Raw genomic sequence first — 26,399 nt, 5'->3', positions numbered from 1 at the left:
CGGGACATAATCCCGGGCCCCTTTCGTCGTGTCAAGGGTGCCGTCCTCTCCGAGGATTCACGGGGGAGCGCGATAGGATCGTGACGGCGTTCGCACCCCGCGCGAGCGCTTCCACGGAGCCTGTGAGGAGGCGCAGATGCCCATTCTTCCGAGCATCTCAGGACCCAGAGATCTGGACGCGTTGTCCGCAGATCAACTGGTCGAACTCGCCGCAGAGATCCGTGAGTTCCTGGTCGAGAATGTGTCCCGCACCGGCGGGCATCTGGGCCCCAACCTCGGCGTCGTCGAGCTCACGATCGCGCTGCACCGTGTCTTCTCCTCTCCGGATGATCCGTTCATCTTCGACACCGGGCACCAGTCGTACGTGCACAAGCTCCTGACGGGTAGGCAGGACTTCTCCGACCTGCGCGTACGCGGTGGTCTCGCCGGCTACCCGCAGCGGCGCGAGAGCCCTCACGACGTGGTCGAGTCGTCCCACGCCTCCAGCTCCCTGAGCTGGGCGGATGGCGTCTCCCGCGCACTCACCGCCACGGGGCGAGCGGATCGTCATGTGGTCGCCGTCGTGGGCGACGGCGCACTCACCGGCGGCATGACGTGGGAGGCGCTGAACAACATCTCCGACGATAACGACCGCAACCTCGTCATCGTCGTGAACGACAACGGTCGCTCCTACGCGCCGACGATCGGCGGCATGTCCCGGTACCTGAACCGGGTGCGAACGGCTGCCGCCTACAAGGATCTGCACCACAAGTCCGACCGGCTGTTCCGCGCGTTCGGCCCCGTGGGGCGTGCGGTCTTCCGCGGTGTACGTGGCGGCACGCACGGCTTCCTCTCGCGTTTCACGAACAATGAAGCGCTGTACTCCAACCTCGACATCAAGTACCTCGGCCCGGTCGACGGACACGATCTCCCCGCGCTCCTCGAGACGCTCGAACTCGCGAAGTCCTACGGGGCACCTGTGATCGTGCACGCGATCACGGAGAAGGGCCGCGGCTACCAGCCGGCTCGTGACGATGACGCGGATCAGTTCCATGCCGTCGGACGCATCGACCCGGTCACGGGAGAGACGCTGTCCTCCGGCGGCCGTGGATGGACCGACGTGTTCTCCGATGCGCTCGTCGACGTGGGCGGACGCCGCGATGACGTGATCGCGATGACGGCGGCCATGCTCCGGCCGACCGGTCTCGCGCGTTTCGCTGAGCGTTTCCCCGACCGTGTGTATGACGTGGGTATCGCCGAACAGCATGCGGTGGCCTCAGCGGCAGGTCTCGCGTTCGGCGGGCTGCACCCCGTTGTCGCGGTCTATGCCACGTTCATGGGCCGCGCGTTCGACCAGGTGCTGATGGATGTCGCTCTGCACCGCGCGGGCGTGACCTTCGTACTGGATCGTGCGGGGGTGACCGGGCCGGACGGCCCGAGCCACCACGGCATGTGGGATCTCGCGATGCTGCAGATCGTTCCGCACATCCGCATCGCTGCTCCGCGTGACGGCGCCCGATTGACCGAAGCGCTGGATGAAGCCGTCGCGGTGGACAATGCACCGACTGTGATCCGCTTCCCCAAGGGCAGCGTCGCGGAGGACCTTCCCGCGATCGAACGGCTTCACGATGGCGTGGACGTGCTCGCGCGCGGCGAGTCCGAGGACGTGCTGATCGTCGCCATCGGACCGTTCGCGACGTTGGCCATGGACGTGGCAGAGCGCCTGCGGGCACAGGGCATCGGCGCGACGGTAATCGACCCGCGGTGGGCGATCCCTGTGCAGCCATCCGTCTCCGCGCTGGCTGCACGGCACCGACTGGTGATCACACTCGAGGACGGTATCCGCGTCGGCGGAATCGGCACGCGCGTGCGTCAGGTGCTCCGTGAAGCGGGCATCGACACCGCCGTGGACGAGCTCGGCCTGCCGGATGAGTTCATCGATCACGCGTCGCGCGAGCAGATCCTGGAGGACGCGGGTCTGACGGCGTCGAAGATCGCCCAGGACATCGTGGCCCAGGTGCTGGGCACACGCATCCCGTTCGCGCGGAATGCGGGGGAGACCGGGGCGATCGACCTGCCGCTCCACGAGCGCAGCTGAACCGCGTCATGCGGTGGGGCGGGGAGGCCACTCCTCGCGCCTGGAGCGCCAGAACGTCCAGTACCAGCCGCCTGTGACGGAGAGTGCGCAGGCGGCGACGACCACGGCGACGTATGTCGCGGGTGGCTGCCCGATGATGCCCGTTGCCGAGACCGCCGCCCCGATGGTGGCGCCCAACCCGGCGAAGGCGAGCAGGTGGGCGGCGACGTGATCCGTGGGCGCGAGCAGGCGGCCAAGCCCCCACGCGAGCGGTGAGCCTGCCAGCATCACGAGCAGTGACACCGCTCCGCCGAACGGGATGCCGTATACGAGGTACAGCAGCACCGACGAGAGTGCGCTGCCCCAGGGATACCCCGACTGGATGATGCCTGTGGTGACCAGCGCACCAGTGAGGAACATCAGGAAGATCACCCACGCGCTCCAGGCTCCGCGCCAAAACTCCCGGCGGGTGAAGCGCATGCGGGGCTGGCGTGTCGCTGCCACCACGGGATCGGACATCACGATTCCCCCGAGACGTCGCTCTGGTCGGTCGCTGCAACGCGGTCCTCGTAGGCGGCATCCGGGTCTGCTCGGCGCCGTCGGGGCGCGATGAGGCCGGCATCGATCCGAAGCGCACGTCGGGCCGTCCACCACCAGGCGATCGGGATGGCCGACAGTGCGGACGCAGCAGGAATGATGAGGAAGTAGTCCCATGCGGAGAGGGGGAAGGAGAGGGAGAGTTGACCGCGGGTGCATGCCGCGACGTACGCCCCCGCAACGGCGAGACCGAGTGCGACGTAGAGCGCGAGATGCACGGCGATGGAGCGCACCCTGGACATGGCGCGCGCGACGGGCAGCACGAGGGCGAGTCCGACCGGCAGCGCGACCCCGGAGACGAAGGCCGCGATCAGTGCAACCCCGAACACGCTGAGCAGAAGTGCCATAGCGTGCTCTGGCACGGAGAAACCCGACCCCGGTGCCATCATCAAGTTCAGATGCACGGCCTCGCCGCAGACCAGCAGCGCCATGAACACCAGCCAGGCGGTGATGCCGCCGCGCAGGAACTCGTCATTCGTGAACGCCATGGGCTTCTCGGTGCTCCGCACTGGCGAGGATGCGAAGCCGCTCATGAGCGCACCTCGGTGACGAGACGCAGGAGTTCCCGCATGGTGCCGTGGACCCCCGGCATCCGCACGAACGGGAGGGCGATGGCGAGCAGGCGGAGTCCGGCATCCAGCATCTGCGTGGTCTTCTCCTGGTCCGGTGACCCGTCGTAGGTCCAGCGCAGAACCAGTGCGAGGTAGGACACGAACAGCGCCTGGGGAAGCAACTCGGCGATGTCGGCGGGAAGGCGATGCTGAGCACCTTCGACGGCCTCGCGGAACAACGCGACCGTCATGTCTCGTGCCGGCTCGGACTCGGCGGACAACGGGTTGATGGGCGAGTCGGGCGCGATCATCGCGCTGAGGAATCCAGGGGCACTGCTCTGGTAGGGGATCAACGCGGCCAGGCCGGTCTCGAACACGATTCGCAGTCGATCGACGAGGCCGCGCTGTTCGGCGAGGAGACCGTGTGCGGTCTCGGCGTGTTCGCGCTGCACGCGCACGTAGAGGTCTTGGACGAGGTGATTCTTCGAGGGGAAGTAGTAGTAGGCGTTCCCGACCGAGACGTCGGCCTTCTCGGCGATGAGCCGCATGGTCGTGTCGGCGTAGCCGCGTTCGATGAACGACTCGATGGCAGCAGCGCTGATCCGGTTGCGGGTTCGGGTGCTCTTCGACTCGGGAGCGTCATTTTCGAACATGTTCAAAACACTACACCCGCGCGACGTGGCGCGGCAGGCCGCAGATCAGTTGAGTGCGTGCAGAGCGGCGACCGCCTGGGGAGCAGAGTCCGCGGCCAGCAGTGCCTGGGACAGCAGGTATCCGTCGGTCAGCGCGTCGCCGGTGATCATCACGTTGACCACTTCGACGCCGCATGCCGCGATGACCTTCTCGTTGCACGCGGCGAGAACCTGCACGCTGAGCACGTCATTGTGGGGGAGTTCTGCTCCGTCCAACGAGCGGATGACGTCGCGTAGCGATGCCGAGATGATGTTCGCGGCCCGCTCGGTGACGTTGACGACGTCGAGCTCGAACACCCGGAGGTCGCGTCCCGACGCGAGCGGCCGCCACTCGAACGAGGCGTGCACGAGGTGCTGGTGACCGCTGGCGCCCGTGAGCTGACGGGCTGGGAGGTCGGTCGCCCGGCAACGTACGTCGATGAGCTTGTACCAGTAGAAGAGCGGGAAGGCGCCGTGGGATCCGGGCGCGAGCACCACGACCTCGCCGACGCCGGGGGCGCCGGGCTTGCCGAGACGGGCGCGGCGGATGATCGGTTTGCCGTTGCGGGTGCGGATCGCCGCCCACCCCTCGTCCACCGTGATGATGAAGAGTTTCAGAAGTGCCGGTATGACCAGCAGGACGGTGAGCACTGCCGTCCCCGTCTTGACCAGACCGCCCATCGCCCCGCCGCCGAACATGCTGAAGATCGCGTCCACGCTCATACTCTGCACCGCTGAGGGCGGCACCGAGGCGCTGTAGAGGCGCTTCGCACCGGATGTTCACCCGGATTTCGTGCGTGGTTCCTGAGGAACGTCAGAGAAGCCCGTCGAGTGTCTCCGCCACGATCTCCTCGATGACAGGCGCGGCCCGCGCCCGGTCGGCCGGGACCAGGCCGATCCGGGTGCGCCGATCCAGCACGTCCTCCGCCGTCAGCGCGAGTTCCTCGCGCACCGCGAACTCCACGGCCGCGCGGGTCACGGGGATTCCGTCCGCCACGAGAGCGCGCGCGTCGGCATGCGGGGATCGGGTGTCGACATCGCCGTCGCGTACCAGCGGGAGCGTCGTGGTGCGGCTCGGAGGGGCCGAGATTCCGCGAGCGGTCAGCACACGATCGACTGCGTCCTCGGCCATGCGTCGATAAGTCGTGAGCTTGCCGCCCAGCACGGTCACGAACCCCGCCTCCGACGTGGCGACGAGATGACGGCGAGACACGTCGGCCGTCGACGCGGTATCGCTGTCGACCAAGGGGCGCAGGCCGGCGAAGGCGCCCCGCACCTGGTCGCGCCGGACCGGGTTCGCGAGGACGCGGTTCACGTTCGCGAGCAGGAACGAGATCTCGCCCTCCGACGGCTCGGCGACGCGCGGGATCGGGCCGGGCGCGTCTTCATCCGTGAGCCCGACGATCACACGGCCGAGCTGCTGCGGCAGGGCGAAGATGTAACGGCTGATCGACCCTTCCAGCGGGATCGTGAGCGCCGCTCGCGGGTTGCCCAACTGGGCGGCATCCAGCACGATGTGCGTGCCTCGGCTGGGTCGCACCGTGATCGACGGGTCGAGGGTGCCGGCCCACACGCCCGTCGCGTTCACGACACTGCGCGCCCGCAGCTCCCATCGCTCGCCCGTGATCGCGTCTTCGACAGAGGCGCCGTCCGATCGGAGCGCGAGGGCGCGCACGCGTGTCAGGATGCGGGCGCCCAGGCCCGCCGCGGTTCTCGCGACCGCCACCACGAGACGCGCGTCGTCGATGAGCTGGCCGTCGAACGAGAGCATGCCGCCACGGAGCCCTCGAGGAGCCACCGCGGGGGTGAGGCGGAGGACGGTGCGGGGCGATACGGGTCGTGGCCCAGGAAGCACGCTGCGGCGCGTGCGGGCATGCATGCGGAGCAGGTCGCCCATCGTCATGCCGACGGCGCCCGCAGCCCGTTGCCGGATGCTCACGCTCGGGCTGAAGGGGAGAACCTGTGCCAGCGGATGGATGAGATGAGGAGCGATCGTGCTCATCAGATGATGGCGCTCGATCGCACTCTCGCGTGCGGTGGCGAAGTCTCCCGTCGCGAGGTAGCGCAGACCGCCGTGCACGAGCTTCGAGCTGAACCGACTGGTGCCGAAGGCGAGATCCTCCGCCTCGATCAGAGTGACCCGTAGACCGCGTGCGGCGGCGTCGAGCACGACCCCGGCGCCGGTGATCCCTCCTCCCACGACGAGCACGTCGACGGTCTCTTCGGCCGACCGTGCGATCTCGACGCGCCGCCGCTCGGCATTGAGCGCGGCTCCCGGGGCGATCATGGCCGGAGCAGTCCGTCGATTGCTGCGCGGAGCTCGTGTTCCCACGCATCGTCGTCGATCAGCTCGGCGACGGTGCCGTGCGAGAGCACCGCGGACTGTGCGACCAGGAGCAGCATGACCGACATGTGTGCAGGATCGCCGGGGCGGACCGAATCGTCTCCCTGCGCGGCGCTGATCGCCGCTTCGAGCCATCGGAGTATCAGGCGCTGACTGGATCCGACGCGTTGCAGCGTGTAGCGCGTGAATGCCTCAGGTTCGTCATCGAGCAGTCGGGCGTAGACGGCATCGGTGCGGAAGAGTGCGGTGAACCGCAGCACGTCGTCGACCAAGCGGGAGCGCGTCTGCGCGGGATCGGGGAAGGCCTCCAGGATCCGTGACACCCGGCGCAGGAGCGCGGACCTGACGACGTCGTCGGCATCGCTCCAGTTGCGGTAGATCGTGGGGCGGCTGAGGGCTGAGCGTCTGGCGAGCTCGGCGATCGTCACGCCATGAATCCCTCGACGCCGGATGAGGACGTCAGCCGCATCCAGGATTTTCTCCCGCGTGGCGTCGGGCTGTCCGAACGGAGTCTCGACCAGTTGACGTTCTTCCATGATGTGTCACACTGTAACGCATGGATCGAGAAAGCGGCAGGATCGATGGCGATCGGCCGATGAGATGGAACGGCTGGGGAGACCCCGCACACGCGAAGGATCTTCCACTGGCCGTTCGCGCGCTGTTGCCGCTCCTGCTCGGCAGGACGAGACGCCCCGCCGACGCCGTCGAGCTCATGGACGTGATCGTCGCTCCGTCCACGCTCACCGCAGAAGATCTGGCGGCCTTCGGACGCACGGTGGGCCCCGAGCATGTGGATGTGACGCACGAGGCGCGCATCCGCCACGCCGGCGGCCGATCCACCCCGGACCTTCTCCGTCGGCGTGCTCCTGAGCAGCGGGTACCGGATGCCGTGCTGCGCCCTGGCACGCACGATGAGGTGAGCGCCGTGCTCGCGGCCGCCGTGGAACTCGACGTCGCCGTCATCCCGTTCGGCGGAGGGACGAGCGTCGTCGGTGCACTCGATCCGGACAGGGGGGCGCACCGTGCGGTCGTGAGCCTCGATCTGGGCCGGTTGTCGGGATTGATCGCCCTCGACCCGGTGAGCGGAGACGCCGTGCTCGCCGCGGGCACCACAGGCCCGGAGGCCGAGGCTCTTCTCAACGCGGAGGGCTTCGAGCTCGGGCACTACCCGCAGAGCTTCCGGTACGCCACGATCGGCGGATTCGCCGCCGCCCGGTCATCGGGACAGAACTCCGCAGGGTACGGCCGTTTCGACACGATGGTCACCGGCATCCGTATCGCCACGCCGACCGGTGACCTCGAACTCGGACGTTCTCCCGGATCGGCAGCCGGGCCTGACCTGATCCGCGTGTTCCTCGGCTCGGAGGGCATCTTCGGCGTGATCACAGAAGTCAGAGTCCGCGTGCACCCCGTACCGCAGCGGCGGATTCTCGAATCCTGGTCTGTCCCCGACTTCACGACCGGCGCTGATGCGCTGCGGAGGGTCGCGCAGAGCGCGGCCGGTCCGACCGTGATCCGTCTCTCGGATGAGGCGGAGACCGCGGTGAGTCTGGCGCAGCTCGGCAAGATCGGCAAGGTGCTGGCGAAGGGCGCGAGTATCGTCACGGTGTATGAGGGCGATGACATCGAGCACCGACGCTCGCGCACGGCGGAGATCCTCCGTGCGGTCGGCGGGACGTCATCGGGCGAGAGCGACGCGGAGGCCTGGCTCGAAGGGCGATTCGACGGACCATACCTGCGCGACTCGCTTCTCGACGCCGGTGTCTTCTGCGAGACCCTCGAGACGGCGACGGTGTGGTCGGCGCTCTCCAGCTTGCGTGATGCGGTGACGAGCGCGATCAGGGAGGGTTTCGCCGCAGAGGCCGGCGCCAGGTCCTACGTGATGTGCCACATCTCGCACGTGTATCCCACGGGCGCCTCGCTGTACTTCACGATCCTCGCCGGCGTGCGCGGCGATCAGCTCGCGGCCTGGGAGAAGGTCAAAGCCAGGGTGAACGATGCCATCCTCGAGGCGGGCGGCACGATCAGCCATCACCATGCGGTCGGACGTGATCACGCCCCGTGGCTGGCACAGGAGATCGGCGAGACGGGTGTGCGCATCCTCTCGGCGATCAAGCGGGAGCTCGACCCGCATGGCATCCTCAACCCGGGCGCGGTGGTCGCGATCGAGCGCACCGGACGAACGGACTGACGTGGGGACGCACATCGCCGTGCTGTCGAACCCCTTCGCCGGCAAGGGGCGCGGTGACCATGCGGCGGAGATCGCCATCGCCAGGCTCCGCCACGAAGGGGCTGAGGTTCGCTGCTATGCGGGGACCTCCGCCGTCCAGACGGCGCAGCTGGCGGCGCAGGCCCTCCGCGATGATCCTGCCGTGCTCGTCGTCGTCGGTGGCGACGGCACGCTGTCGGGCATCCTCCCTGCCGTGGTGGCGCAGCCCGTTCCGGTCGTGCTGGTTGCGGCCGGCACGGGCAATGACCTGGCGAGGGCACTGCAGCTGCCGCGCGACGATCCAGGTGAGGCCGCGGCGCTCGCCCTGCACGGAAAGCCGCGGGTGGTGGACGTCGGGGAGGTGCGCAGCGAGCTCGGTTCCCGACTGTTCCTCACGGTCGCCGCGCTCGGTTTCGACGCGAAGGTGAGCGACCGCACCAATCGGCTGCGATGGCCGCGCGGCGTCCTGCGCTACTACCTCGCACTCGTGATCGAGCTCTTCCGCCTCCGCCCTGTCGCCTTTCAGGTGTCGGTGGACGGCGAGACATTGCACGACGCCCCTGGCACGTTGATCGCAGTCGGCAACACGGCGAGCTACGGCGGCGGCATGCCTGTCTGTGCAGGAGCGGCCGCGGATGACGGGATGCTCGACATCGTGCATGTGCAACCGCTGACCCGGTCGCGGTTGATCCGGCTGTTCCCCCTGCTGCTGCAGGGACGACATCTCGCACGGCCAGAGGTGAGTCATCGACGCGCGCGACACGTCCAGGTCGCGGCACCGGAGCTGGTCGTCTACGCCGACGGCGAGCGAGTGGGGACGGGGCCGTGCACGATCGAGCTCCGCGTGGGCGCTCTCGCGGTGATGGTGCCAGGGGAAGGAGTGGGCGATGACGGATTTCGATGAGGATGTCGTGATCGTGGGGTCCGGTTTCGGCGGCTCGGTCGCGGCGCTCCGGCTGCGCGAGAAAGGCTATCGCGTGCGGGTGTACGAGGCCGGGCGCCGGTTCGCCGACGAGGACTTCGCCACGACGAGCTGGAATGTGCGCCGCTACCTGTGGGCTCCAGCGCTGGGTTGCTTCGGCGTGCAGCGCATCCACCGTCTCCCGCACGTCATGATCCTGGCGGGCGCCGGTGTCGGCGGCGGATCGCTCAACTACGCCAATACGCTCTACCAGCCGGGAGCTGCGTTCTTCGAAGACCCGCAGTGGCGCACGATCGCGGAATGGGAGAAGGAGCTCGCACCTCACTATGCGACGGCCAAGCGGATGCTCGGCGTCGTCGAGCACTACCCGCACACCGGACCTGTCGAACGCATCATGGCGGGCGCCGCCGATGATCTCGGTGTCGGCGCGACGTTCCGGCATGCACCGGTCGGTGTCTGGTTCGGCAAGCCGGGGGAGCGCGTCGCAGACCCGTTCTTCGGCGGGGAGGGGCCCGATCGCACGGGGTGCACGCTGTGCGGGAACTGCATGGTCGGCTGCCGGGTCGGCGCGAAGAACACGCTCATGAAGAACTATCTCCCCTTGGCTGAGAAGCGCGGCGTGGTGATCGAAGCGCTCCGCACCGTGACCGAGGTCCGCGAACTCCGTGACGGCGGCTTCGCGATCACGACTCGCCGCAGCGGAGCGTGGCTGCGCCACGATCAGAGAACCGTGACGGCGCGAGAGGTCGTCCTGGCCGCAGGCACGTGGGGCACTCAGCAGCTGCTGCATCGGATGAAGCACGAAGGCCTCCTGCCGCGGGTGTCCGAGACGCTCGGCCGACTCACGCGTACCAACTCCGAGGCGCTGGACGGTGCCGTCGCGACCGCGGTGCCGGAATCGTTGGAGCTGGCGCGCGGTGTGGCGATCACGACGTCGTTCCACATCGACGAGCGGACGCACGTCGAGAACGTCCGCTACGGTCCCGGTTCGAACCTGATGGGCGCACTCGCGACCGTGATGGTGCCCGGCGACCGCGGACTGTGGCGACGGCTGGGCAGCGTGATCGCCCAGACGCTGCGGGCGCCGATCCGACAGCTGCGGCTCGGCACGCTCCGACGCTGGAGCGAACGCGGCATCATCGCCCTCGTGATGCAGACGGCCGACAATTCGCTCACGCTGTCGCTGCGCCGTCGGTTCGGACGGCTGAGTCTCACCAGTGCGCAGGGACACGGGGAGCCCAATCCGGGCCATCTGCCACAGGCGCATCGCGCGGCCGCAGCGATCGCGGCACGGATGCAGGCGGACGGAGGGGTTTCCTCGGCAGCCAGAGGGTCATGGCCCGAGGTGTTCGGGATCCCGTTGACCGCTCACTTCCTGGGCGGCGCCGTGATCTCGTCCTCACCGCGGACCGGCGTGATCGACCGCTATCACCGGGTGTGGGGTCACCCCGGCCTGCACGTCGTCGACGGCGCCGCGGTCCCCGCGAATCCCGGGGTGAATCCGTCGCTGACGATCACCGCACTCGCAGAGCGCGCGCTCTCGCACTGGCCGCACGCCGGTGCGGAGGATCAGCGGCCTGCGCAGGAGTCGCTCTGACCGCACGAAAGAGCCGGAGGGCGCCCGTCATGACGCGCACCCTCCGGCTCCTCTCTGCTGCTGTGGTCAGCGGTTCTCGACGCCGCGGATCTGCGGAGTGTGGAACGATCCGCCGAACGCGCGCTCGGACGCGCCCTCACGGTCGAGGTAGGGCGAAGCGCCACCGTCGATGAATGGCCAGCCGGCACCGAGGATCAGGCAGAGATCGATGTCCTCGACCTCCGGGACCACGCCCTCGTCGAGCATGAGCTTGATCTCCTGCGCGAGGCCGTCCTGCACGCGCCCGAGGATCGTGCTGGCCGAAGCGGGCGCGGAGCCCACCGCCGGCTTCAGCAGTTTCTCGGCCTGCTTGGTCCAGCCGGTCACTCGGCCGCCCTTGTCCTTCTCGACGACGGCGTCCAGCGCGGCCAGCGCATGGAAGTTCTCGTTCGCATAGAAGCGGTCGGGGAACGCGTGCACCATCGTGTCCTGCACGTGAGCGGCGACCTTCCACCCGACCAGATCGATCAGCTGGAACGGTCCCATCGGCAGCCCGAGTGGACCGAACGCCTTCTCGACGTCGGCGATCGGGGTACCCTCGTACACCGCACGTGCGGCCTCGCCCATGACCTTGGCGAGCAGACGGTTCACCACGAAACCGGGGGCGTCGGCGGTGAGCACCGCGCTCTTGCCCAGGCTCCGCGCCACGACGAATGCCGTGGAGAGCGCGGCATCCGACGTGGTCGGAGTGCGGACGATCTCGATCAGCGGCATCACGGCAACGGGGTTGAAGAAGTGGAACCCGACCAGTCGCTCCGGGTGTGCGAGCTTCGAGCCGATCTCCTCGACCGACAGCGACGAGGTGTTCGTCGCCAGGATCGCATCTTCGGCGATGATCTTCTCGATCTCCCCGAACACCTGCTGCTTGACGCCGACCTCTTCGAACACGGCCTCGATCACGAAATCGCAGTCCGCGTAAAGGCTCTTGTCCGTGGTGCCGGTGACGAGAGCACGCAGTTTGTTGGCGGAGTCGGAATCGAGCCGTCCCTTGGCCTCGAGCTTGCCGATCTCCTCATGGATGTATGCCACGCCCTTGTCGACGCGGGCCTGGTCGAGGTCGGTGATCAGCACCGGGACCTGGAGCTTGCGCACGAACAGCAGCGCGAATTGGCTGGCCATGAGCCCCGCACCGATGATGCCGACCTTGGTGACCTTCTTCGCGAGCGCCTTGTCGGGGGCTCCGACCGGCCGCTTGGCACGCTTCTGCACCAGATCGAACGCGTACATCGATGCGGCGAACTGGTCGCCGGTGACGAGCTCGGCGAGCGCCTCGTCTTCACGGGCGAAGCCCTCGGCCTTGCTGCCGCTCTTCGCCTTGTCGAGCAGTTCCAGTGCCGCGTACGGAGACTTCGGAACCGTGCCGATCTTCGATTCGAGCATGCCGCGCGCCATCTTGATCGCGATCGGCCACTTGGTGAGTCGCTCGATCTTGCCCGGCTCGTTCTTGCGCTCGACCTTCTTGCCGCCCAGAACCGCGTCGGCCCACGTCAGCGAGTTCTCGAGGTAGTTCGCGGCAGGGAAGATCGCGTCGAAGATCCCGAGGTCGAACGCCTGCTGCGGCTTGAGCATGCGATTCTGCTTGAGCGGGTTCGAGATGACGACTTCGAGGGCGTTCTCGATGCCGATCAGGTTCGGAAGCAGGTACGCGCCGCCCCAGCCGGGAATGATCCCGAGGAAGACCTCGGGGAGAGCGACAGCTGCTGCCGACGCGTCGACTGTGCGGTACGTGGAGTTCAGGGCGATCTCGAGCCCGCCGCCGAGCGCGAGCCCATTGACGAATGCGAACGAGGGAACGCCGAGCTCGGAGAACTTGCCGAGCACCTTGTGCCCCAACTGCGCGATCAGTCGGGCGTTGTCGCGCGAGCCGACCTTGCTGATGTCTGACAGGTCGGCACCGGCGGCGAGGATGTACTGCTTTCCCGTGATGCCGACGGCCTGGATCTCGCCGGATGCCGCGCGCTCCTTCAGCGCGTCGAGAGTCTCGCCGAGTTGGGTGAGCGTGGCGGGTCCGAGCGTGTTCGGGCGGGTGTGGTCGCGGCCGTTGTCGAGCGTGATGAGCGCGAGCACCTTGCCGGAGGCGAGACGGATGTCGCGCACAGGGGAGTGCGTGATGACCTCGCCCTCGGTGAGCGCCTGGATCGGGGAGAAGTCGATGGCTTCGTAGTTCGTCACGTTCGCGCTCACTTCTTCTTGCCGTTGTAGTGCGGGTTCTCCCAGATGACGGAGCCGCCCTGGCCGAGACCGACGCACATCGCCGTCAGGCCGTAGCGCACGTCGGGGCGTTCGGCGAACTGCGCCGCGAGCTGGATCATCAGTCGCACACCCGACGCGGCCAGCGGGTGGCCGAGCGCGATCGCGCCGCCCCACTGATTCACCCGGGGGTCGTCATCCGCGATGCCGAAGTGGTCGAGAAGGGAGATCACCTGGATCGCGAAGGCCTCGTTGAGCTCGAACAGACCGATGTCGTCGATGGTCAGCCCGGCCTTCTTGAGCGCCTTCTCCGTCGAGGGGATCGGGCCGATTCCCATGATCTCGGGCTGCACGCCCGCGAAGGCGAACGACACCATGCGCATCTTCGGGGTCAGCCCGAACTCCTTGACGGCGCCGCCACCGGCGAGGAGCGACATGGTCGCACCGTCGGTGAGCGGGGACGAGGTGCCTGCGGTGACGCGACCATGCGGACGGAACGGCGTCTTGAGAGCCGCGAGATCCTCCATCGTGGTCTGCGGGCGCCGACCCTCATCCTCGGACGCGAGGCCCCAGGCGCCGTCCGCGTCCTTGATCGCCACGGACACGAGGTCCGGCTGGATCTTCCCGGCGTCGTAGGCCGCCTGCACCTTGTGCTGGCTGAGCATGCCGTAGCGGTCGGAGCGCTCCTTGGTGAGGTGGGGGAACCGGTCGAAGATGCGCTCCGCCGTCACGCCCATGTTGAGCGCGCCGGGGTCGACCATCTTCTCGGCCACGAAGCGGGGGTTCGGGTCGGCGTTGCCGCCGATCGGGTGGTGGCCCATGTGCTCGACGCCACCGGCGAGGGCGAAGTCGTACATGCCCACGCCGATCGAGGCGCCCATGGTCGTGACGCTCGTCATGGCGCCGGCGCACATGCGCTCGACGGCGAGACCGGGGACCGTCTGCGGCAGGCCGGCGAGGATCGCCACAGAGCGGCCGAGCGTGAGGCCCTGATCTCCTGTCTGCGACGTCGCAGCGATCGCGACGTCATCGATGCGGTCGGCCGGCACGGCCGCGTTCCGCTCCAACAGGCCGATGGTCGCCTTGACGGCGAGGTCATCTGCGCGGGTGTTCCAGTACATGCCTTTTTCGCCGGCGCGCCCGAAAGGGGTGCGCACTCCATCGACGAAGAAGACGTCCGAGATCTCGGCCACTCTGCCTCCAAGTTTGTGCGGTGGCCTCAGTCTATGGAGGCCCAGAAACCGGGAGGAATCGGTTGGATCGAACCTACGAAGCCGGAGTGGGGGCCTCGTCCGGCGTTTGACCGGCTTCTACAAAGGCGTCTGCGATCTTCTGTGCAGTCTGTTCAATCTGCCAGGAGCGTGCTCCGAGAGCCGCGAGTGCGTTGCCGATGTCCTCCGCGTTCTCGCCGGGGAGGTCCCAGGCGATGCGGCGCAGGAACTCCGGCGTCAGAAGGTTCTCCGTCGGCATCGACAGCTCTTCGGCGATGGCCTCGACCACGGGTCGTGCGGCCTTGAGGCGGGCATCGGCCTCGGGATTCCGATCCACCCAGGCACGCGGGGGCGGAAGAGTGTCGCTCGGCACGCGCTCGCGCGGAAGCTCTTCGGTCGCGCGGCCGTCGACGAACGCCTGCCACCAGCGGTCCAGCTGCGTGCGGCTCGCGCGTCCCTGGAACTCCTTGGTGCCGGCGAGCGCCTGCTTGCTCTGGGGGTTCGCCATGACCGCGGCGACCAGCGACCGGTCCGGCACCAGCCGGCCGGGGGAGACGTCCTGCTCCTGAGCGAAGGATTCGCGCGCCTGCCAGAGGGCGCGGGCCACGGCGAGGTTGCGCGCGCCGCGCACCTGGTGGAGTCCGCTGAGACGGCGCCACGGGTCCTCTCGCGGCGGCTTGGGCGCCCGGGCGAGAGTGGCAGCGAACTCCTCTTCTGCGAACGAGGTCTTGTCCTGCTCGTCCAGCTCTTCCGCGAGTGCGTCGCGCACGTCGACGAGGTGCAGCACATCCAGCGCGGCGTAGTCGAGCCACGAATCGGGCAGGGGGCGGGTGGACCAGTCCGCCGCCGAGTGCTCCTTCTTCAGCGTGATGCCGAGGGTGTGCTCGACGACCGCGGCGAGTCCGACCCGCTCGAGTCCGAGCAGGCGTGAGGCGAGCTCGGTGTCGAAGATCGTCGGCGGCTCGAGGTGGAGCTCGCGTAGCGAAGGAAGGTCTTGGCTGGCTGCATGGAGGACCCACTCGACCGAACCGATGGCGTCCTGCAACGGTGCGAAGTCGCCGATCGCGGGCGGGTCGAACAGGAAGACACCGGCGCCGCGGCGGAAGACCTGCACGAGGTAGGCGCGCTGGGAGTAGCGGAATCCGGATGCGCGCTCGACATCCACCGCGACCGGACCTGTGCCGTCGGCGAGTGCGGCGCAGGCCGCACGGAACTCTTCGGCATCCGAGATCACGGAGTATTCAGTCACGTACAGCCTTTCGCGCGCCGAGAACGGCGATGCCCTCGGAACCAGGCGGAAGACCCGCCAGCATTCCGACCAGTTCGGCCCATGCTTCGACGTGGGGTCGGAACGGGCCTTCCGGAGTCCAGGACGCCCGCAATTCTATCTGGGCGCCGTCGCCTTCGACGGCGAGACCTCCGAATCCCTTCGAGAGCGTCTTCGTCGAGGTGCCTGATGCGGCGTGATAGACCGCGTCGCGCGAGTCGAGGGCGTCGACGAGCCACGACCAGGTGACGTCGGCCAGCAGTGGGTCCGTTCCGATCTCCGTCTCCAGCGGCGCCTGGGCGAAGATGATGATGCGCCAGGCTCCGCCCCAGGCGTCCGGCGCTTCGGGATCGTGCAGCAGCACGAACCGTCCGGTGCCGTACACGGACTCGCCGTCGTCCCCCGGCCGCACGTCGGCGGCGAGCGCGATGGCGAACGGTGCGAGCCCTTGCGGGGTGCCGATCTCGCGAACGACGATGTCGTCGCGGAACGCGGTCTCGCGCAGTTCAGCTATGGCGTTGTCGAAGAGCGACCCGGCGTCGGGGTGTGCGGTCACGGCAACAGGCTAGAGTCAGGAGGCGATGAAGAGTCTCAGGCACGCCGTTGCACTCCTTGTCCCCGCGTTGCTCGCACTCGGGGGTGTGCTGTCGATCATCGTGTTCCGGGTCGCCCGTCGAGTGGTCACTCCGGCGCGTCGTGCGCCGGATGCCGAGATCATCGCGGTCGACACCGGTGCGCAGACCATCGAGCTGCGGCGGACGCTCGACACAGAGCTGCCCGGACGGTACGGTCTGTTCACCTCCGGGACGTACGGGTACGTGAAGCTGGGCGCCGTGCTGAGCGCGGATGCCACCAGTGTGCGCCGCAAACTGCTGACGCAGATCGAACCGGGCGCGCAGGTCGATCGCGATGCGCGCTTCAGCGGCTGGTACTACGCGTCTCCGAGCGAGCTCCACCTGCCGAGCCAGAACGTCCTCATCGGGTCACCGGCGGGACCATGCCCTGCCTGGTTCTTCCCGGGCGAATCCCGGACCTGGGTCATCCAGGTGCATGGACGCGGTGCCATGCGTGCCGAGTGCCTTCGCGCGGTGCCGGTGCTGCACGCGGCGGGGATGCCCACCCTCGTCGTCTCCTACCGGAACGACGGTGAAGCACCTCGCAGCCGGGGTGGCGCCTACGCGCTCGGCGCTTCGGAATGGCGCGATGTCGACGCCGCGATCGCCTATGCGCTGCGTCACGGCGCCGACCGTGTGATCCTCATGGGGTGGTCGATGGGTGGGGCGGTGGCCCTGCAGGCTGCGGTCTCCTCGGGGAATCGCGATCGGATCGTGGGCCTCATCCTCGATTCTCCCGTCGTGGACTGGCGTACCGTGCTGCGGTTCCAGGCTCACGCCGCCGGAATGCACGCGCCGTTGCCCGATCTCGCGATGGGGGCGCTGTCGATGCCGATCACGGCCCGGCTGAGCGGCGCCGACGACGCGATCCCGTTCGACCGGCTCGACATGGTCGCCCGTGCGCAGGAACTCTCGGTGCCGATCCTCATCCTGCACAGCGAGGACGACGGCTTCGTTCCCGCCGATGCCTCGCATGCGCTCCATGACGCGCGTCCGGACCTGGTGACGATGCCGCGATTCACCGTCGCACGTCATACGAAGCTGTGGAACTACGACCAGACGGGGTGGAACGCGGCGATCACCGAGTGGCTGCAGGCGCAGGGGTTCAGCGCTTCTGCCTGACCTGCTTCTTCGCCCGCATCAGCATGCCGGTCATGCCGCCGATGCGCAGCGGAGACACGGCCTTGGTGAGTCCGATCGACTGCGGGTAGTCGTCGGGGATCGCCAGCACCTCGTCGGGGGTGAGGCCCGTGATGCCCTGCACCAGGATGCTCGCGAAGCCGCGCGTGGTCGGCGCCTCCGGCGGCGCGGTGGCGTGCATGGTCACGACTCCATCGATGACCTCGACGTAGATGTAGACGGGGGACTGGCACTCCGCCACCCGCTCGCACATCTCCGGATGGTTCGCCACCTCGTCGGACACCGGAGGAAGTTCGTCCGCGAACTCCAGCAGGAGCAGCAGACGATCGGCCTCCGGTGTCTCGAGGAAGCCGTCGCGGATCTCGGCGAGGATGTCGGGGACGTCGGTGGTGCTCATCCCTGAATTCTCACACGATCAGAGGGAACCGGGCTCGCTGCCGGTGACGATCGGCACGCGGACCGCGCTGCCCCACTCGGTCCACGAGCCGTCGTAGTTGCGCACGTTCTCGAAGCCGAGCAGGTGCTTGAGCACGAACCAGGTGTGGCTGGAGCGCTCACCGATGCGGCAGTACGCCACGACATCGTCGCCATCGGCGAGACCCGCGCCGTCGCGGTAGATCGCATCGAGCTCTGCACGCGGCTTGAATCCGCCGTCTTCCGCCACAGCCTTCGCCCACGGCACGCTCTGTGCCGTGGGGATGTGGCCGGCGCGCAGCGTTCCCTCTTCCGGGTACGCGGGGGCCGTCGTGCGCTCACCGCTGTACTCCTCGGGAGAGCGGACGTCGATCAGCGGGTTGCCGATGTGGGAGAGGACATCCTCTTTGTAGGCGCGGATCACGGAGTCGTCGCGCTCCACGATCGGGTACTCGGTCGCCGGGCGGACGGTCGCCTCGCGGGTCAGCTCGCGACCCTCCGAGATCCAGCGGTCACGGCCGCCGTCGAGCAGCCGGACGTCTTCGTGGCCGAACAGGGAGAAGACCCAGAGCGCGTAGGCGGCCCACCAGTTGTTCTTGTCGCCGTAGATCACGACCGTGTCGTCGCGCGCGATGCCCTTGCGGCTCAGCAGCTCGGCGAATCCCTCACCATCGACGTAGTCGCGCACGACCGGGTCGTTGAGCTCGGTGTGCCAGTCGACTTTCACCGCGCCGGGGATGTGCCCCGTCTCGTACAGCAGCACGTCCTCGTCGGACTCGACGACCACCAGCCCAGGAGTGTCCAGGCGAGCCGCAAGCCACTCGGTCGTCACCAGCCGTCCCGGTTCCGAATACTCGGCGAACTTGGGGGAGGAGGAATCGAACTCGATGGCCATAGGGATCTCCAAAGCGGTGAGCGGACGATGTGGCTGTGCGGACGGCGTAAAGTTGTCCCGTCCCCTACGACGATAGATCCCCGCTGTGCGCCCTGCGCCGGATTCGTAAGACTTCGACACAGGCCAGCACCGATACAGGACCGTGATGACCGATACGACGAGCCGCACCGGCATCGTGCACCTCACCGAGCGCCAGCCCACCGTCAGCGGTCCCGAGATGTTGGCGAGCCTGGTGCCGCCGCCGCAGTTCGACACCGCGACCTTCGAGAGCTATCGAGCGGATGCCGCGTACCCCTCTCAGGAGGAGGCCAAGGAGACGCTGATGCGCTTCGCCGGTCGGGGCGCCCCTGTGAAACGCGGAGGGTTCTTCAGCCGGGCCAAGAAGGAGCCCGAGCTGAAGCCGGGCGTCTACCTCGACGGCGGTTTCGGCGTCGGCAAGACCCACCTGCTGGCGTCTATATACCACGCCATGCCGGCTCGCCGGAAGTACTTCGGCTCGTTCATCGAGTACACCGCCCTGGTGGGCGCGCTCGGCTACAAGAACACCGTCGACCTGCTCAAGGGCGCCGATCTGCTCTGCATCGACGAGTTCGAACTCGATGATCCGGGTGACACCATGGTGATGACGCGGCTCCTCGGAGAGCTCGTCCCCACCGGAACCCGGCTGGCCGCCACCTCGAACACTCCGCCGAACGCACTGGGCGAGGGACGCTTCGCCGCGCAGGATTTCCTCCGCGAGATCCACGCGATGTCCGACAGCTTCCAGACGCTGCGCATCGACGGCGTCGACTTCCGTCAGCGCGCCCTCGACGGCCATGCCGTGGTGCTCGATGACGCGCAGTACGGTGAGGCGCTCGAGGAGGCCGGTGCGGCGAAGCGCGCCTCCGACGATGCATTCGACGATCTGATCCGCCATCTCGCGCAGGTGCACCCCTCTCGATACATCCGTCTGCTGACCGGAATCGATGTGGTCGGCCTGCGTGGCGTCCACCAGCTGGTGGACCAGTCCGAGGCTCTGCGGCTGGTCGCTTTCGTCGACCGGGTGTACGACGCGCAGATCCCGGTGATCGCCACCGGAGCCGGTCTGGACACCGTTTTCTCCGATGAGATGCTGTCCGGCGGATACCGCAAGAAGTACCTCCGCGCCATCTCCCGATTGAACGCCCTCACGCATTCTGCGTAACCGCGAAGGCCCCTGTAACGCGATGTTCACACCCAGGGGCAGGCTGTAACAGGGAAGAAACAAACTTCACGCATTGACGAAACCGCGCGTGGTCACACTGAAGCTCTCAATTACTTCGGATGTGAGGTTTTCCTATGGATGCTCCCGGCAACATCTCGTGGGCGATCACCGCGACAGCGCTGGTTCTGCTCATGACGCCTGGCGTCGCCTTCTTCTACGGCGGTCTCGTCAAGGCGAAGAGCGTCGTCAGCATGATGATGATGAGTTTCGGCTCGATCGGACTTGTCGCCGTGCTGTGGATTCTCTTCGGCTTCTCGATGAGCGCCGTCGACAGCCCGACCGCCTTCGCAGGCAACCCGTTCGCCGACTTCGGACTGGCGAACCTCGCCGCCGGTGAAGGCTCCAACGTGGCGCTGCTCGGCGTCGCCTACGGTGCGACCTTCGCCATCATCACCGTCGCGCTGATCTCCGGTGCCATCGCCGACCGCGCGAAGTTCGGCAGCTGGCTGATCTTCGCCGGTGTCTTCGCCACGGTCGGCTACTTCCCGGTCGCCGCCTGGGTCTGGGGTGGCGGCTGGATCATGAACCTCGGCACCACGCTCTTCGGTGAGGACAGCGGGATCGGCGTCATCGACTACGCCGGTGGTACCGCGGTCCACATCAACGCGGGTGCCGCAGCTCTCGCCCTGGCCCTCGTCCTCGGCAAGCGCATCGGCTTCCAGAAGGGCATCCTCAAGCCGCACAACGTGCCGCTGACGCTCCTGGGCGCCGCGCTGCTGTGGTTCGGCTGGTTCGGCTTCAACGCAGGCGCTGAGTGGCTCGCAGAGGACATGGGCGGCGTCGGACTCATCGGCCTGAACACTCTCGGCGCCACGGCGGCCGCGATCCTCGGCTGGATCCTGATCGAGCGCATCAAGGACGGCAAGGCCACGTCGGTCGGCGCCGCATCCGGTGCGGTTGCCGGTCTGGTCGCCATCACGCCGGCCTGCGCCAACCTGACGCCCGGCTGGTCTCTGCTGCTCGGCGCTGTCGCCGGTATCGTCTGCGCTCTCGCGGTGGAGCTGAAGTTCCGCCTCGGCTTCGACGACTCTCTCGATGTGGTCGGCATCCACCTCGTCGGTGGTCTGATCGGAACGCTGTACCTCGGCTTCTTCGCCACCGAAACCGGCCTGTTCGTGGGTGGCGACGCTCGCCAGCTCGCCGTCCAGGTGATCGCCGCGCTCGGTGTGCTGATCTACTCCTTCGTGGTCGCCTTCATCATCGGCTTCGCGATCGAGAAGACGATCGGCTTCCGCATCACGAACGAGGACGAGATCGCCGGTGTCGACCAGGTCGTCCACGGTGAAGAGGGATACGCACTCGCAGATGCATGAGGGGCGGTTAGGGTGACCGTGTGAGTTCTTCCAACGGCATCCTCTCCACTCTCGCGGAGATCCTGCGCAACGCACTGGGATCGAATCGGGCGTCTCGGACATCAGCTCCGAGGCGCCCGACTGCGCGTCTGCGCACAGAACCGCGTGAGGAATCACGCACCGGGACCGACGCCGGGAGCGCTGCGGGAAAGGCCACCATCCGCGTCGATCCCGACCGGATCGGATCGCTGCGGATCGACTACGCGCCCGACCGCGACGGAGCCCCGGACGCCGGGGAGATCATCTGGACCTGGGTGCCGTACGAGGAGAACGACGGTCGCGGCAAAGACCGGCCCGTCCTGGTGATCGGCCGGGAGTCCGCTGATCGTGTCTACGCGGTGCGGATGACCAGTAAGCCGCACGACGGCGAGCGGGATTACCTCTCGATCGGAACCGGCACCTGGGACTCGCAGGGGCGTGAATCGTGGGTCGACATCGAACAGCTGTACAGCGTGCACGATCGAGGACTCCGGCGCGAGGCCGCGGTCCTCGATCGCCGACGCTACGACCGCGTCGGGGCTGCGCTCACGCGGCGCTACGGGTGGCGGGCAGCGGAGTGAGCGCCGGGAACGCCTGAAGCACCATGTCGACGAGGTCGGACAACGGCCGCGTCAGAGGATCTGTGGCCGGGAGCCCTGTGTCCAACTCGATCTCATCGATCGCGTCTGCCAGCTCCTGCGCCGACAGGTTCTCGTGGTTCACGGTGACCCCGATCACTCGGGTGTCGGAGAAGGCTTCGATCAGCGCGATCTCGCTCGTGACGGTCGGCATGTCGACCATCGGGAAGTCTCCGAGCACCTTGCGGCCGGGTGCGTGCTGCACGATGACGCCAGCCGGCTGGCTTCCGCGGAGGATGTGAGCGGACGTGATGTACGCGGGGTGGCTGAGCGCCCCCTGGCCCTCGACGATGATCACATCGGGGTCCTCGCCCTCGAAAGCGGCGACGACCTGGTTCTCGACCTCGCCGGAGCAGAACTGCGGGACGAGGGCGTCGAGCGCCACACCGTACTTGCCGCCCTGGATGATCGTGGTCTGTCCGGTGCCGACCATCACGGCATGGATGCCCCGCTCGTTGAGCGCACGGACGAGCAGAGTCGACGTGGTGCGCTTGCCGATCGCGCCGTCGGTACCGAGAACCGTGATGCGCGGGCAGGTGACGTCGAAGATCCGACCGGAGAACAGATGCAGGTCCTTCTTCTCCTTGGGGCGACGGACATCGGTGATCGTGACACCGGCGAGAAGGCTCGCCGCGACGAACTCCGCATCATCGGTCAGGAACTCGTGGAGGCCGTTGATGATGTGCATCCCTCGCGAGATGCCATCGAGCAGCACCGTGCGCTGATCCTCGGAGAGCATTCCGTCGGCGGGGGCGACACCGCAGATCAGGTAGTCGGGGACGTGCCCGGCGTGCGCGATCGCCGATGCGAGCCCGTCGAGGATCGGGATGCTCTTAGCGGTGCCGTCGAGCAGCATCCCGGCATCCGCGCCGGCATGCGTCGTGTCGATGACGCTGAGGATCTCGTACTTCTCCGAGTGCCGGACCAGGCCGTTGGCGGTCTTGCCGTCCTGCTCGCCGAACTGGCCTTCGCAGTAGACGACGGCCGTCGTGCCGAGCGGAAGTGCGATCGGCGCAGCCCACTCGCGGGCGGCAGGGTTGATCGAACGGGGTAGGGATGACACGGGCAGGACGCTCCTCGCACTCGCACAGAGGAGGCGACGGAGAACGAAATGGCCGAGAGGCCCGTTGGTCGACAAGAAGTCTTCCCTGACGTCGGCAAGCTGCCGACCTGCCCACCGTACCAGTGCCGCCTGGGACGGCGCCGCGAGTCGTACGGCGCAGTCCCCGGCCGACTCAGCTGCTCTGGAAGGTCAGCACTCGGTCGATCACGACGTCAGGCTTCTTCTCTCCGGCGAGCACCTCGAAGTCGAGGTGGTTCTGGCTCGGTGGAAGCGGGCATGTCACGAAGTTCGTGAACGCGCAGGGCAGGGCGGTCAGGTAGTTGAAGTCGATGTGATCGATGCGCTCACCGGACTCGTCGCTGAACTGCAGCTCGACGACGCGCCCCGCGCCGTAGGTGGTCTTCGCGCTCGTGAGGTCGCGGATGTGCGCCACCGGCTGCACGCCGTAGGCCGCGTCCTTGCCGATCAGTGCGAGCTCGTACGTGCGCCCGGCGTGCTCGAAGGCGAGCGTCCCGATGCGCGCGGTCGTCTCGCGCACGCCGGTCTCGACCGTGACCTGCTCCACGTCCTCGCGGACGGCCGGGGTGAAGCGCGCGGGGATGCGCCAGGACGGGTCGTACTCGTACGCGGTGAGACCCGAGAAGTCCTTGCGGGCGGACTCGCGGGGGTCGCGCACGCGGACGGCGAAGATACGGTCGCCGTCATCGGTCGTGCGGGGGATCGTCTCGACCTCGCTCAGCCCGAAGTAGACGGGCACGCTGCTCCCGTGTCCGTAGGTCTGATTGCGACCGGGGACGACCTCGACCGTCGCCGTGGCGTATTCCCCGTCGACGACGAGGTTCGGCCCCTCGGTGGGCGGTGTGTACAGGACCTTCCCGTCCTCCACGCCCCACGTGCCGGGCAGACCCTCGAGCTCGAGCCCGGTGTCGCCGTCGCGGAGCCAGTGCTGGGCGACGAGCGCGGTCCACCCGTAGGGGCGTGTGAGTTCCGCGACCCTGGCGTGACGCCACTCCCGCCACTGGCCTTCGAGGTGCTCCTTCGCGGGCATGACTACCGTCCTTCGTTTCTCGGTGTAGTGCGGCCGACGGCGGATGCCTGGGCGGCCGAGCGGTGGATGAAAGCGCAGACCTGCTCGAACGAGTCGGCGCTGGCGGCGGCGATGCCCCTCGGAGTGCCACCGTTCGAGTAGCGCACACCGGAGACCGGATGCGTGCGCTCGATGTCGGTGCTGGGCAGGTGGGGGAGCGCGATGCCGTGGCCGGCGTCTTCGTAGTCGAGGTGGAGGCGCTCCGCAGCGTGGCCGTGCCGCGCCAGCGTGTCGATGACGAGGCGGGACGCCATGCTGGACGGCCAGGCACGATCGTCGAGTCCGGAGATGCAGAGCACCGGCCCGGTGAAGTTCTCGATCGGGATGCGCGACGCGCGCGCCAGCTCGCGATCATGCAGACCGTCGACGTAGACATCGCGATGACGCGTGGGCGGTGGCTCGTCGTTCCACGGCTGCCAGGTCACTCCGGAGTTGTCGTGCCAGAGGTGCTCCAGGGGTTCGCCCGCACGGGTCCAGGTCGGTCCGCTCCAGCCCTCGGCGGGATCAGCCGCGCCCTGAGCGCCGAAGACGAATGCGCCAGGTACGAACGGCACACTCGCGAGCACCAGCTCGGGGTAGGTCGCGGCGAGCAGCAGCGACAGCTCGCCGCCGCGCGACTGCCCGCTCACGATTGCGCGCCCGCCCGCGGGGTCGAGCTCGGTTGCGACGTAGATCAACGCGCGTTCGAAGTACTCGAGCGGAGTGCGGGAGATGTGGTCCGACAGCCCCGGTGCGCGGAAGTATCCGAGCGCCAGCGCCTGTATGCCGCGAGACGCATACTGTGCGGCGCGAGCCTCGTTGATGCCGCCACCCGAGCCGTTCAGCACGATGACGGTGGGCAACGGGCCGGGCAGCGCGGGGCGGAAGAGGGTTCCGACGAGTCCGTCGTCGCGGATCTCCGTGCGAGAGACTCCCTCGCCGCGGAGCCATTGCACGACCTCGACCGTGTCGCGAGACGCGCGTGCGCCTTCGCCGGCGACATCGAGGTGGCCGGTTCCTGGCTCATTCCATGCGGTGACGGTGGTGACGACGGGAGTGTCGACTCTCGACGGCTCCGCGGAGCCGGTCGTGCCGGGTTCTCGCCTCTGCGACCAGAACAGCCCCATCGCGTCGGCGACGCGGTAGTCGCCGGAGACGGGTGCCTCGGTGGCGGCATCTACGCGTCCCTCGGCATCCGCGAGGAAGGTCGCCTGGGCAGCCCACTCGCCGCCGTCGCGCCGTGTGACGGCACGCACGGTGACCAGAGACCCGGGAGAGGCGCCGCTCACGCTGAGGGCGCGGCGCTCCCACAGGGGCCCGACCGCAGGCGAGACGTCGAGAGTGAAGGATCGAGGGGAGCTGCTCATGCGGGCGAGCTTCCGGCGACTCTGTCGGACAACCAGGCGACCGCGGACTCTTCGATCTCGAGGGCGTCGGGGAGGTCTTCCGGCCGGTCTCCGAGCGCGTCGAAGCGCGCGGGCAGGTGTCCTCCTGCGGCGCGCCAGTCGCGGTCGAGTGTGGACGCAGCCGCGGCCGCGTCGGTGCCACCGGCGCGGGCAGGATCGAACGCCACGATCACGGCGCCCCGGCTCATCCGTGCCTCCGGATCGGTGACCCGTCCTCCCACCGCGACGCCGGCCAGCAGTTCGACGACCAGCCCGGTCAGTGAGCCTGCGAGCCCCGCAGGGAGCACGGCGGCCACGGCGGCAGGATCGACGGTCGGCTCGCCGGCCGCGTCCAGCGCGATGCCCTCGGGGAGCAGCGCACCGGAGCGGCGCGCCTCATGCACGGCGGCCAGGGTGAGCGACGACGTCGCGTAGTCGACGACCAGGGGAGGAGCCTCGGTGCGTGGAACGGCGATCGCGAGCGGATTCGTGCCGATAGCGGCGGCCCGTGCCCCCCACGGCGCGACGGCTGCGGGGGACTGTGCCGCGATGAAGGCGACGGTGCCCTGCGACGCGAGCGATCGCGCGGCGAGACCCAGGATGCCGAGCGCACCGGCTCCGCGGATTCCCACGAGAGCCAGTCCATGTGCAGCGACGGCTTCCGAGGCACGCCGCACCGCGGACGCCAGCGCGACCACACCAGGGACTGCTGTCGCGTCGATCGAGCCGATCGCGGCACCGTCCCCGACGTTCGCCGCGGCCGTCGCGTCGTCCTCCTCGAGCCGTTCGAGTTCACGGACCAGCATCCGGATCCCGAACTCGCCGAGACCGAGCTGTTCCGCCTGCACGAGCCAGAATGCCGCACGCGCGACGTCTGCGGGATCCGCCGCAGGCGCCGCCGCGCCCAGCGTCTGGCGGAGATCGGCGAGGAGATGCGCAGTGATGACCCTCATGTC

General features: G+C 68.1%; 24 protein-coding genes. 8 read left to right on the top strand and 16 right to left on the bottom strand.

Annotated elements, in window-relative coordinates:
- Window positions 1-136 precede the first annotated feature (136 nt).
- Window positions 137-2,077 carry a 1-deoxy-D-xylulose-5-phosphate synthase gene (gene dxs / locus MRBLWO12_RS06520; protein ID WP_363553822.1) on the top strand — a complete coding sequence of 647 codons (1,941 nt, stop codon included), beginning with the start codon at window positions 137-139 and terminating at the stop codon, window positions 2,075-2,077.
- A 6-nt stretch (window positions 2,078-2,083) separates the two neighbouring features.
- On the opposite strand, the gene MRBLWO12_RS06515 is transcribed toward dxs, so the two are convergent.
- The 6 genes from MRBLWO12_RS06515 to MRBLWO12_RS06490 all read right to left on the bottom strand — a co-directional run bounded on the left by MRBLWO12_RS06515 (window position 2,084) and on the right by MRBLWO12_RS06490 (window position 6,755).
- Window positions 2,084-2,575 carry a hypothetical protein gene (locus MRBLWO12_RS06515; RefSeq protein WP_363553820.1) on the bottom strand — a complete coding sequence of 164 codons (492 nt, stop codon included), beginning with the start codon at window positions 2,573-2,575 and terminating at the stop codon, window positions 2,084-2,086.
- A complete protein-coding gene (locus tag MRBLWO12_RS06510; protein ID WP_363553818.1) occupies window positions 2,575-3,186 on the bottom strand; it encodes a hypothetical protein in 612 nt (203 codons plus the stop codon). The genes MRBLWO12_RS06515 and MRBLWO12_RS06510 overlap by 1 nt, the downstream gene beginning before the upstream one ends.
- Window positions 3,183-3,857 carry a TetR/AcrR family transcriptional regulator gene (locus MRBLWO12_RS06505; RefSeq protein ID WP_363553816.1) on the bottom strand — a complete coding sequence of 225 codons (675 nt, stop codon included), beginning with the start codon at window positions 3,855-3,857 and terminating at the stop codon, window positions 3,183-3,185. The genes MRBLWO12_RS06510 and MRBLWO12_RS06505 overlap by 4 nt, the downstream gene beginning before the upstream one ends.
- A 45-nt stretch (window positions 3,858-3,902) precedes the next feature.
- On the bottom strand, window positions 3,903-4,598 hold the full coding sequence (locus MRBLWO12_RS06500) for an SPFH domain-containing protein (RefSeq protein WP_363553814.1): 696 nt from the start codon (window positions 4,596-4,598) through the stop codon (window positions 3,903-3,905).
- A 91-nt stretch (window positions 4,599-4,689) separates the two neighbouring features.
- Window positions 4,690-6,162: a glycerol-3-phosphate dehydrogenase/oxidase gene (locus MRBLWO12_RS06495; RefSeq protein ID WP_363553812.1), complete on the bottom strand. Its 1,473-nt coding sequence runs from the start codon at window positions 6,160-6,162 to the stop codon at window positions 4,690-4,692.
- Window positions 6,159-6,755 carry a TetR/AcrR family transcriptional regulator gene (locus MRBLWO12_RS06490; protein ID WP_363553810.1) on the bottom strand — a complete coding sequence of 199 codons (597 nt, stop codon included), beginning with the start codon at window positions 6,753-6,755 and terminating at the stop codon, window positions 6,159-6,161. Before MRBLWO12_RS06490 ends, MRBLWO12_RS06495 begins: the two co-directional genes overlap by 4 nt.
- A 20-nt stretch (window positions 6,756-6,775) precedes the next feature.
- Here MRBLWO12_RS06490 and MRBLWO12_RS06485 point away from each other — a divergent pair, with 20 nt between their 5' ends.
- Genes MRBLWO12_RS06485 through MRBLWO12_RS06475 form a run of 3 tightly spaced genes read left to right on the top strand, consistent with a single transcriptional unit; the run spans window position 6,776 to window position 10,947 of the window.
- Window positions 6,776-8,410 carry an FAD-binding oxidoreductase gene (locus MRBLWO12_RS06485; protein ID WP_363553808.1) on the top strand — a complete coding sequence of 545 codons (1,635 nt, stop codon included), beginning with the start codon at window positions 6,776-6,778 and terminating at the stop codon, window positions 8,408-8,410.
- Between the two features lies 1 nt (window position 8,411).
- Window positions 8,412-9,332, top strand: a complete 921-nt coding sequence (locus MRBLWO12_RS06480) for a YegS/Rv2252/BmrU family lipid kinase (protein ID WP_363553806.1) — start codon at window positions 8,412-8,414, stop codon at window positions 9,330-9,332.
- The gene (locus MRBLWO12_RS06475; RefSeq protein WP_363553804.1) at window positions 9,316-10,947 is read left to right on the top strand and encodes a GMC family oxidoreductase; all 1,632 of its coding nucleotides are present in this window, start codon (window positions 9,316-9,318) and stop codon (window positions 10,945-10,947) included. Before MRBLWO12_RS06480 ends, MRBLWO12_RS06475 begins: the two co-directional genes overlap by 17 nt.
- Before the next feature lie 66 nt (window positions 10,948-11,013).
- Here the strand turns inward: MRBLWO12_RS06475 and MRBLWO12_RS06470 are convergent, their stop codons facing one another.
- From MRBLWO12_RS06470 to MRBLWO12_RS06455, 4 genes are all read right to left on the bottom strand, one after another.
- Complete coding sequence (locus tag MRBLWO12_RS06470; protein ID WP_363558548.1) at window positions 11,014-13,158, bottom strand: 3-hydroxyacyl-CoA dehydrogenase NAD-binding domain-containing protein; 2,145 nt, start codon at window positions 13,156-13,158, stop codon at window positions 11,014-11,016.
- An 8-nt stretch (window positions 13,159-13,166) separates the two neighbouring features.
- On the bottom strand, window positions 13,167-14,369 hold the full coding sequence (locus MRBLWO12_RS06465) for a thiolase family protein (RefSeq protein WP_363553802.1): 1,203 nt from the start codon (window positions 14,367-14,369) through the stop codon (window positions 13,167-13,169).
- Between the two features lie 73 nt (window positions 14,370-14,442).
- On the bottom strand, window positions 14,443-15,636 hold the full coding sequence (locus MRBLWO12_RS06460; protein WP_363553800.1) for a ribonuclease D: 1,194 nt from the start codon (window positions 15,634-15,636) through the stop codon (window positions 14,443-14,445).
- On the bottom strand, window positions 15,629-16,210 hold the full coding sequence (locus MRBLWO12_RS06455) for a DUF3000 domain-containing protein (protein WP_363553798.1): 582 nt from the start codon (window positions 16,208-16,210) through the stop codon (window positions 15,629-15,631). Before MRBLWO12_RS06455 ends, MRBLWO12_RS06460 begins: the two co-directional genes overlap by 8 nt.
- Window positions 16,211-16,235: 25 nt before the next feature.
- On the opposite strand from MRBLWO12_RS06455, the gene MRBLWO12_RS06450 reads away from it, so the two are divergent.
- A complete protein-coding gene (locus MRBLWO12_RS06450; protein WP_363553796.1) occupies window positions 16,236-17,390 on the top strand; it encodes an alpha/beta hydrolase family protein in 1,155 nt (384 codons plus the stop codon).
- Here the strand turns inward: MRBLWO12_RS06450 and MRBLWO12_RS06445 are convergent.
- Together MRBLWO12_RS06445 and MRBLWO12_RS06440 are read right to left on the bottom strand one after the other, a co-directional pair.
- Entirely contained in the window at window positions 17,374-17,805 is a 432-nt protein-coding gene (locus MRBLWO12_RS06445) for a SufE family protein (RefSeq protein WP_363553794.1), read from the bottom strand. The genes MRBLWO12_RS06450 and MRBLWO12_RS06445 overlap by 17 nt on opposite strands.
- Window positions 17,806-17,823: 18 nt before the next feature.
- On the bottom strand, window positions 17,824-18,717 hold the full coding sequence (locus tag MRBLWO12_RS06440; RefSeq protein WP_363553792.1) for a sulfurtransferase: 894 nt from the start codon (window positions 18,715-18,717) through the stop codon (window positions 17,824-17,826).
- A gap of 145 nt (window positions 18,718-18,862) precedes the next feature.
- On the opposite strand from MRBLWO12_RS06440, the gene zapE reads away from it, so the two are divergent.
- The 3 genes from zapE to MRBLWO12_RS06425 all read left to right on the top strand — a co-directional run bounded on the left by zapE (window position 18,863) and on the right by MRBLWO12_RS06425 (window position 21,872).
- The gene (zapE, locus tag MRBLWO12_RS06435) at window positions 18,863-19,900 is read left to right on the top strand and encodes a cell division protein ZapE (RefSeq protein ID WP_363553790.1); all 1,038 of its coding nucleotides are present in this window, start codon (window positions 18,863-18,865) and stop codon (window positions 19,898-19,900) included.
- A 134-nt stretch (window positions 19,901-20,034) separates the two neighbouring features.
- A complete protein-coding gene (locus tag MRBLWO12_RS06430) occupies window positions 20,035-21,273 on the top strand; it encodes an ammonium transporter (protein ID WP_363553788.1) in 1,239 nt (412 codons plus the stop codon).
- Window positions 21,274-21,293: 20 nt separating this feature from the next.
- The gene (locus MRBLWO12_RS06425; RefSeq protein ID WP_363553786.1) at window positions 21,294-21,872 is read left to right on the top strand and encodes a type II toxin-antitoxin system PemK/MazF family toxin; all 579 of its coding nucleotides are present in this window, start codon (window positions 21,294-21,296) and stop codon (window positions 21,870-21,872) included.
- On the opposite strand, the gene MRBLWO12_RS06420 is transcribed toward MRBLWO12_RS06425, so the two are convergent.
- From MRBLWO12_RS06420 to MRBLWO12_RS06405, 4 genes are all read right to left on the bottom strand, one after another.
- The gene (locus MRBLWO12_RS06420) at window positions 21,838-22,992 is read right to left on the bottom strand and encodes a DUF1611 domain-containing protein (RefSeq protein ID WP_363553784.1); all 1,155 of its coding nucleotides are present in this window, start codon (window positions 22,990-22,992) and stop codon (window positions 21,838-21,840) included. The genes MRBLWO12_RS06425 and MRBLWO12_RS06420 overlap by 35 nt on opposite strands.
- Window positions 22,993-23,164: 172 nt before the next feature.
- Complete coding sequence (locus MRBLWO12_RS06415; RefSeq protein ID WP_363553782.1) at window positions 23,165-24,040, bottom strand: DUF1684 domain-containing protein; 876 nt, start codon at window positions 24,038-24,040, stop codon at window positions 23,165-23,167.
- A 2-nt stretch (window positions 24,041-24,042) separates the two neighbouring features.
- On the bottom strand, window positions 24,043-25,425 hold the full coding sequence (locus MRBLWO12_RS06410; RefSeq protein ID WP_363553780.1) for an acyl-CoA thioesterase/bile acid-CoA:amino acid N-acyltransferase family protein: 1,383 nt from the start codon (window positions 25,423-25,425) through the stop codon (window positions 24,043-24,045).
- Complete coding sequence (locus MRBLWO12_RS06405; RefSeq protein WP_363553778.1) at window positions 25,422-26,396, bottom strand: Ldh family oxidoreductase; 975 nt, start codon at window positions 26,394-26,396, stop codon at window positions 25,422-25,424. Before MRBLWO12_RS06405 ends, MRBLWO12_RS06410 begins: the two co-directional genes overlap by 4 nt.
- Between the last annotated feature and the right edge of the window lie 3 nt (window positions 26,397-26,399).

Source organism: Microbacterium sp. LWO12-1.2, from assembly GCF_040675875.1.
In the GTDB taxonomy this organism is placed as follows: Bacteria; Actinomycetota; Actinomycetes; order Actinomycetales; family Microbacteriaceae; genus Microbacterium.
Note: the sequence above shows the minus strand (reverse complement) of the source record. Positions and strands in the feature narration are given on the sequence as shown.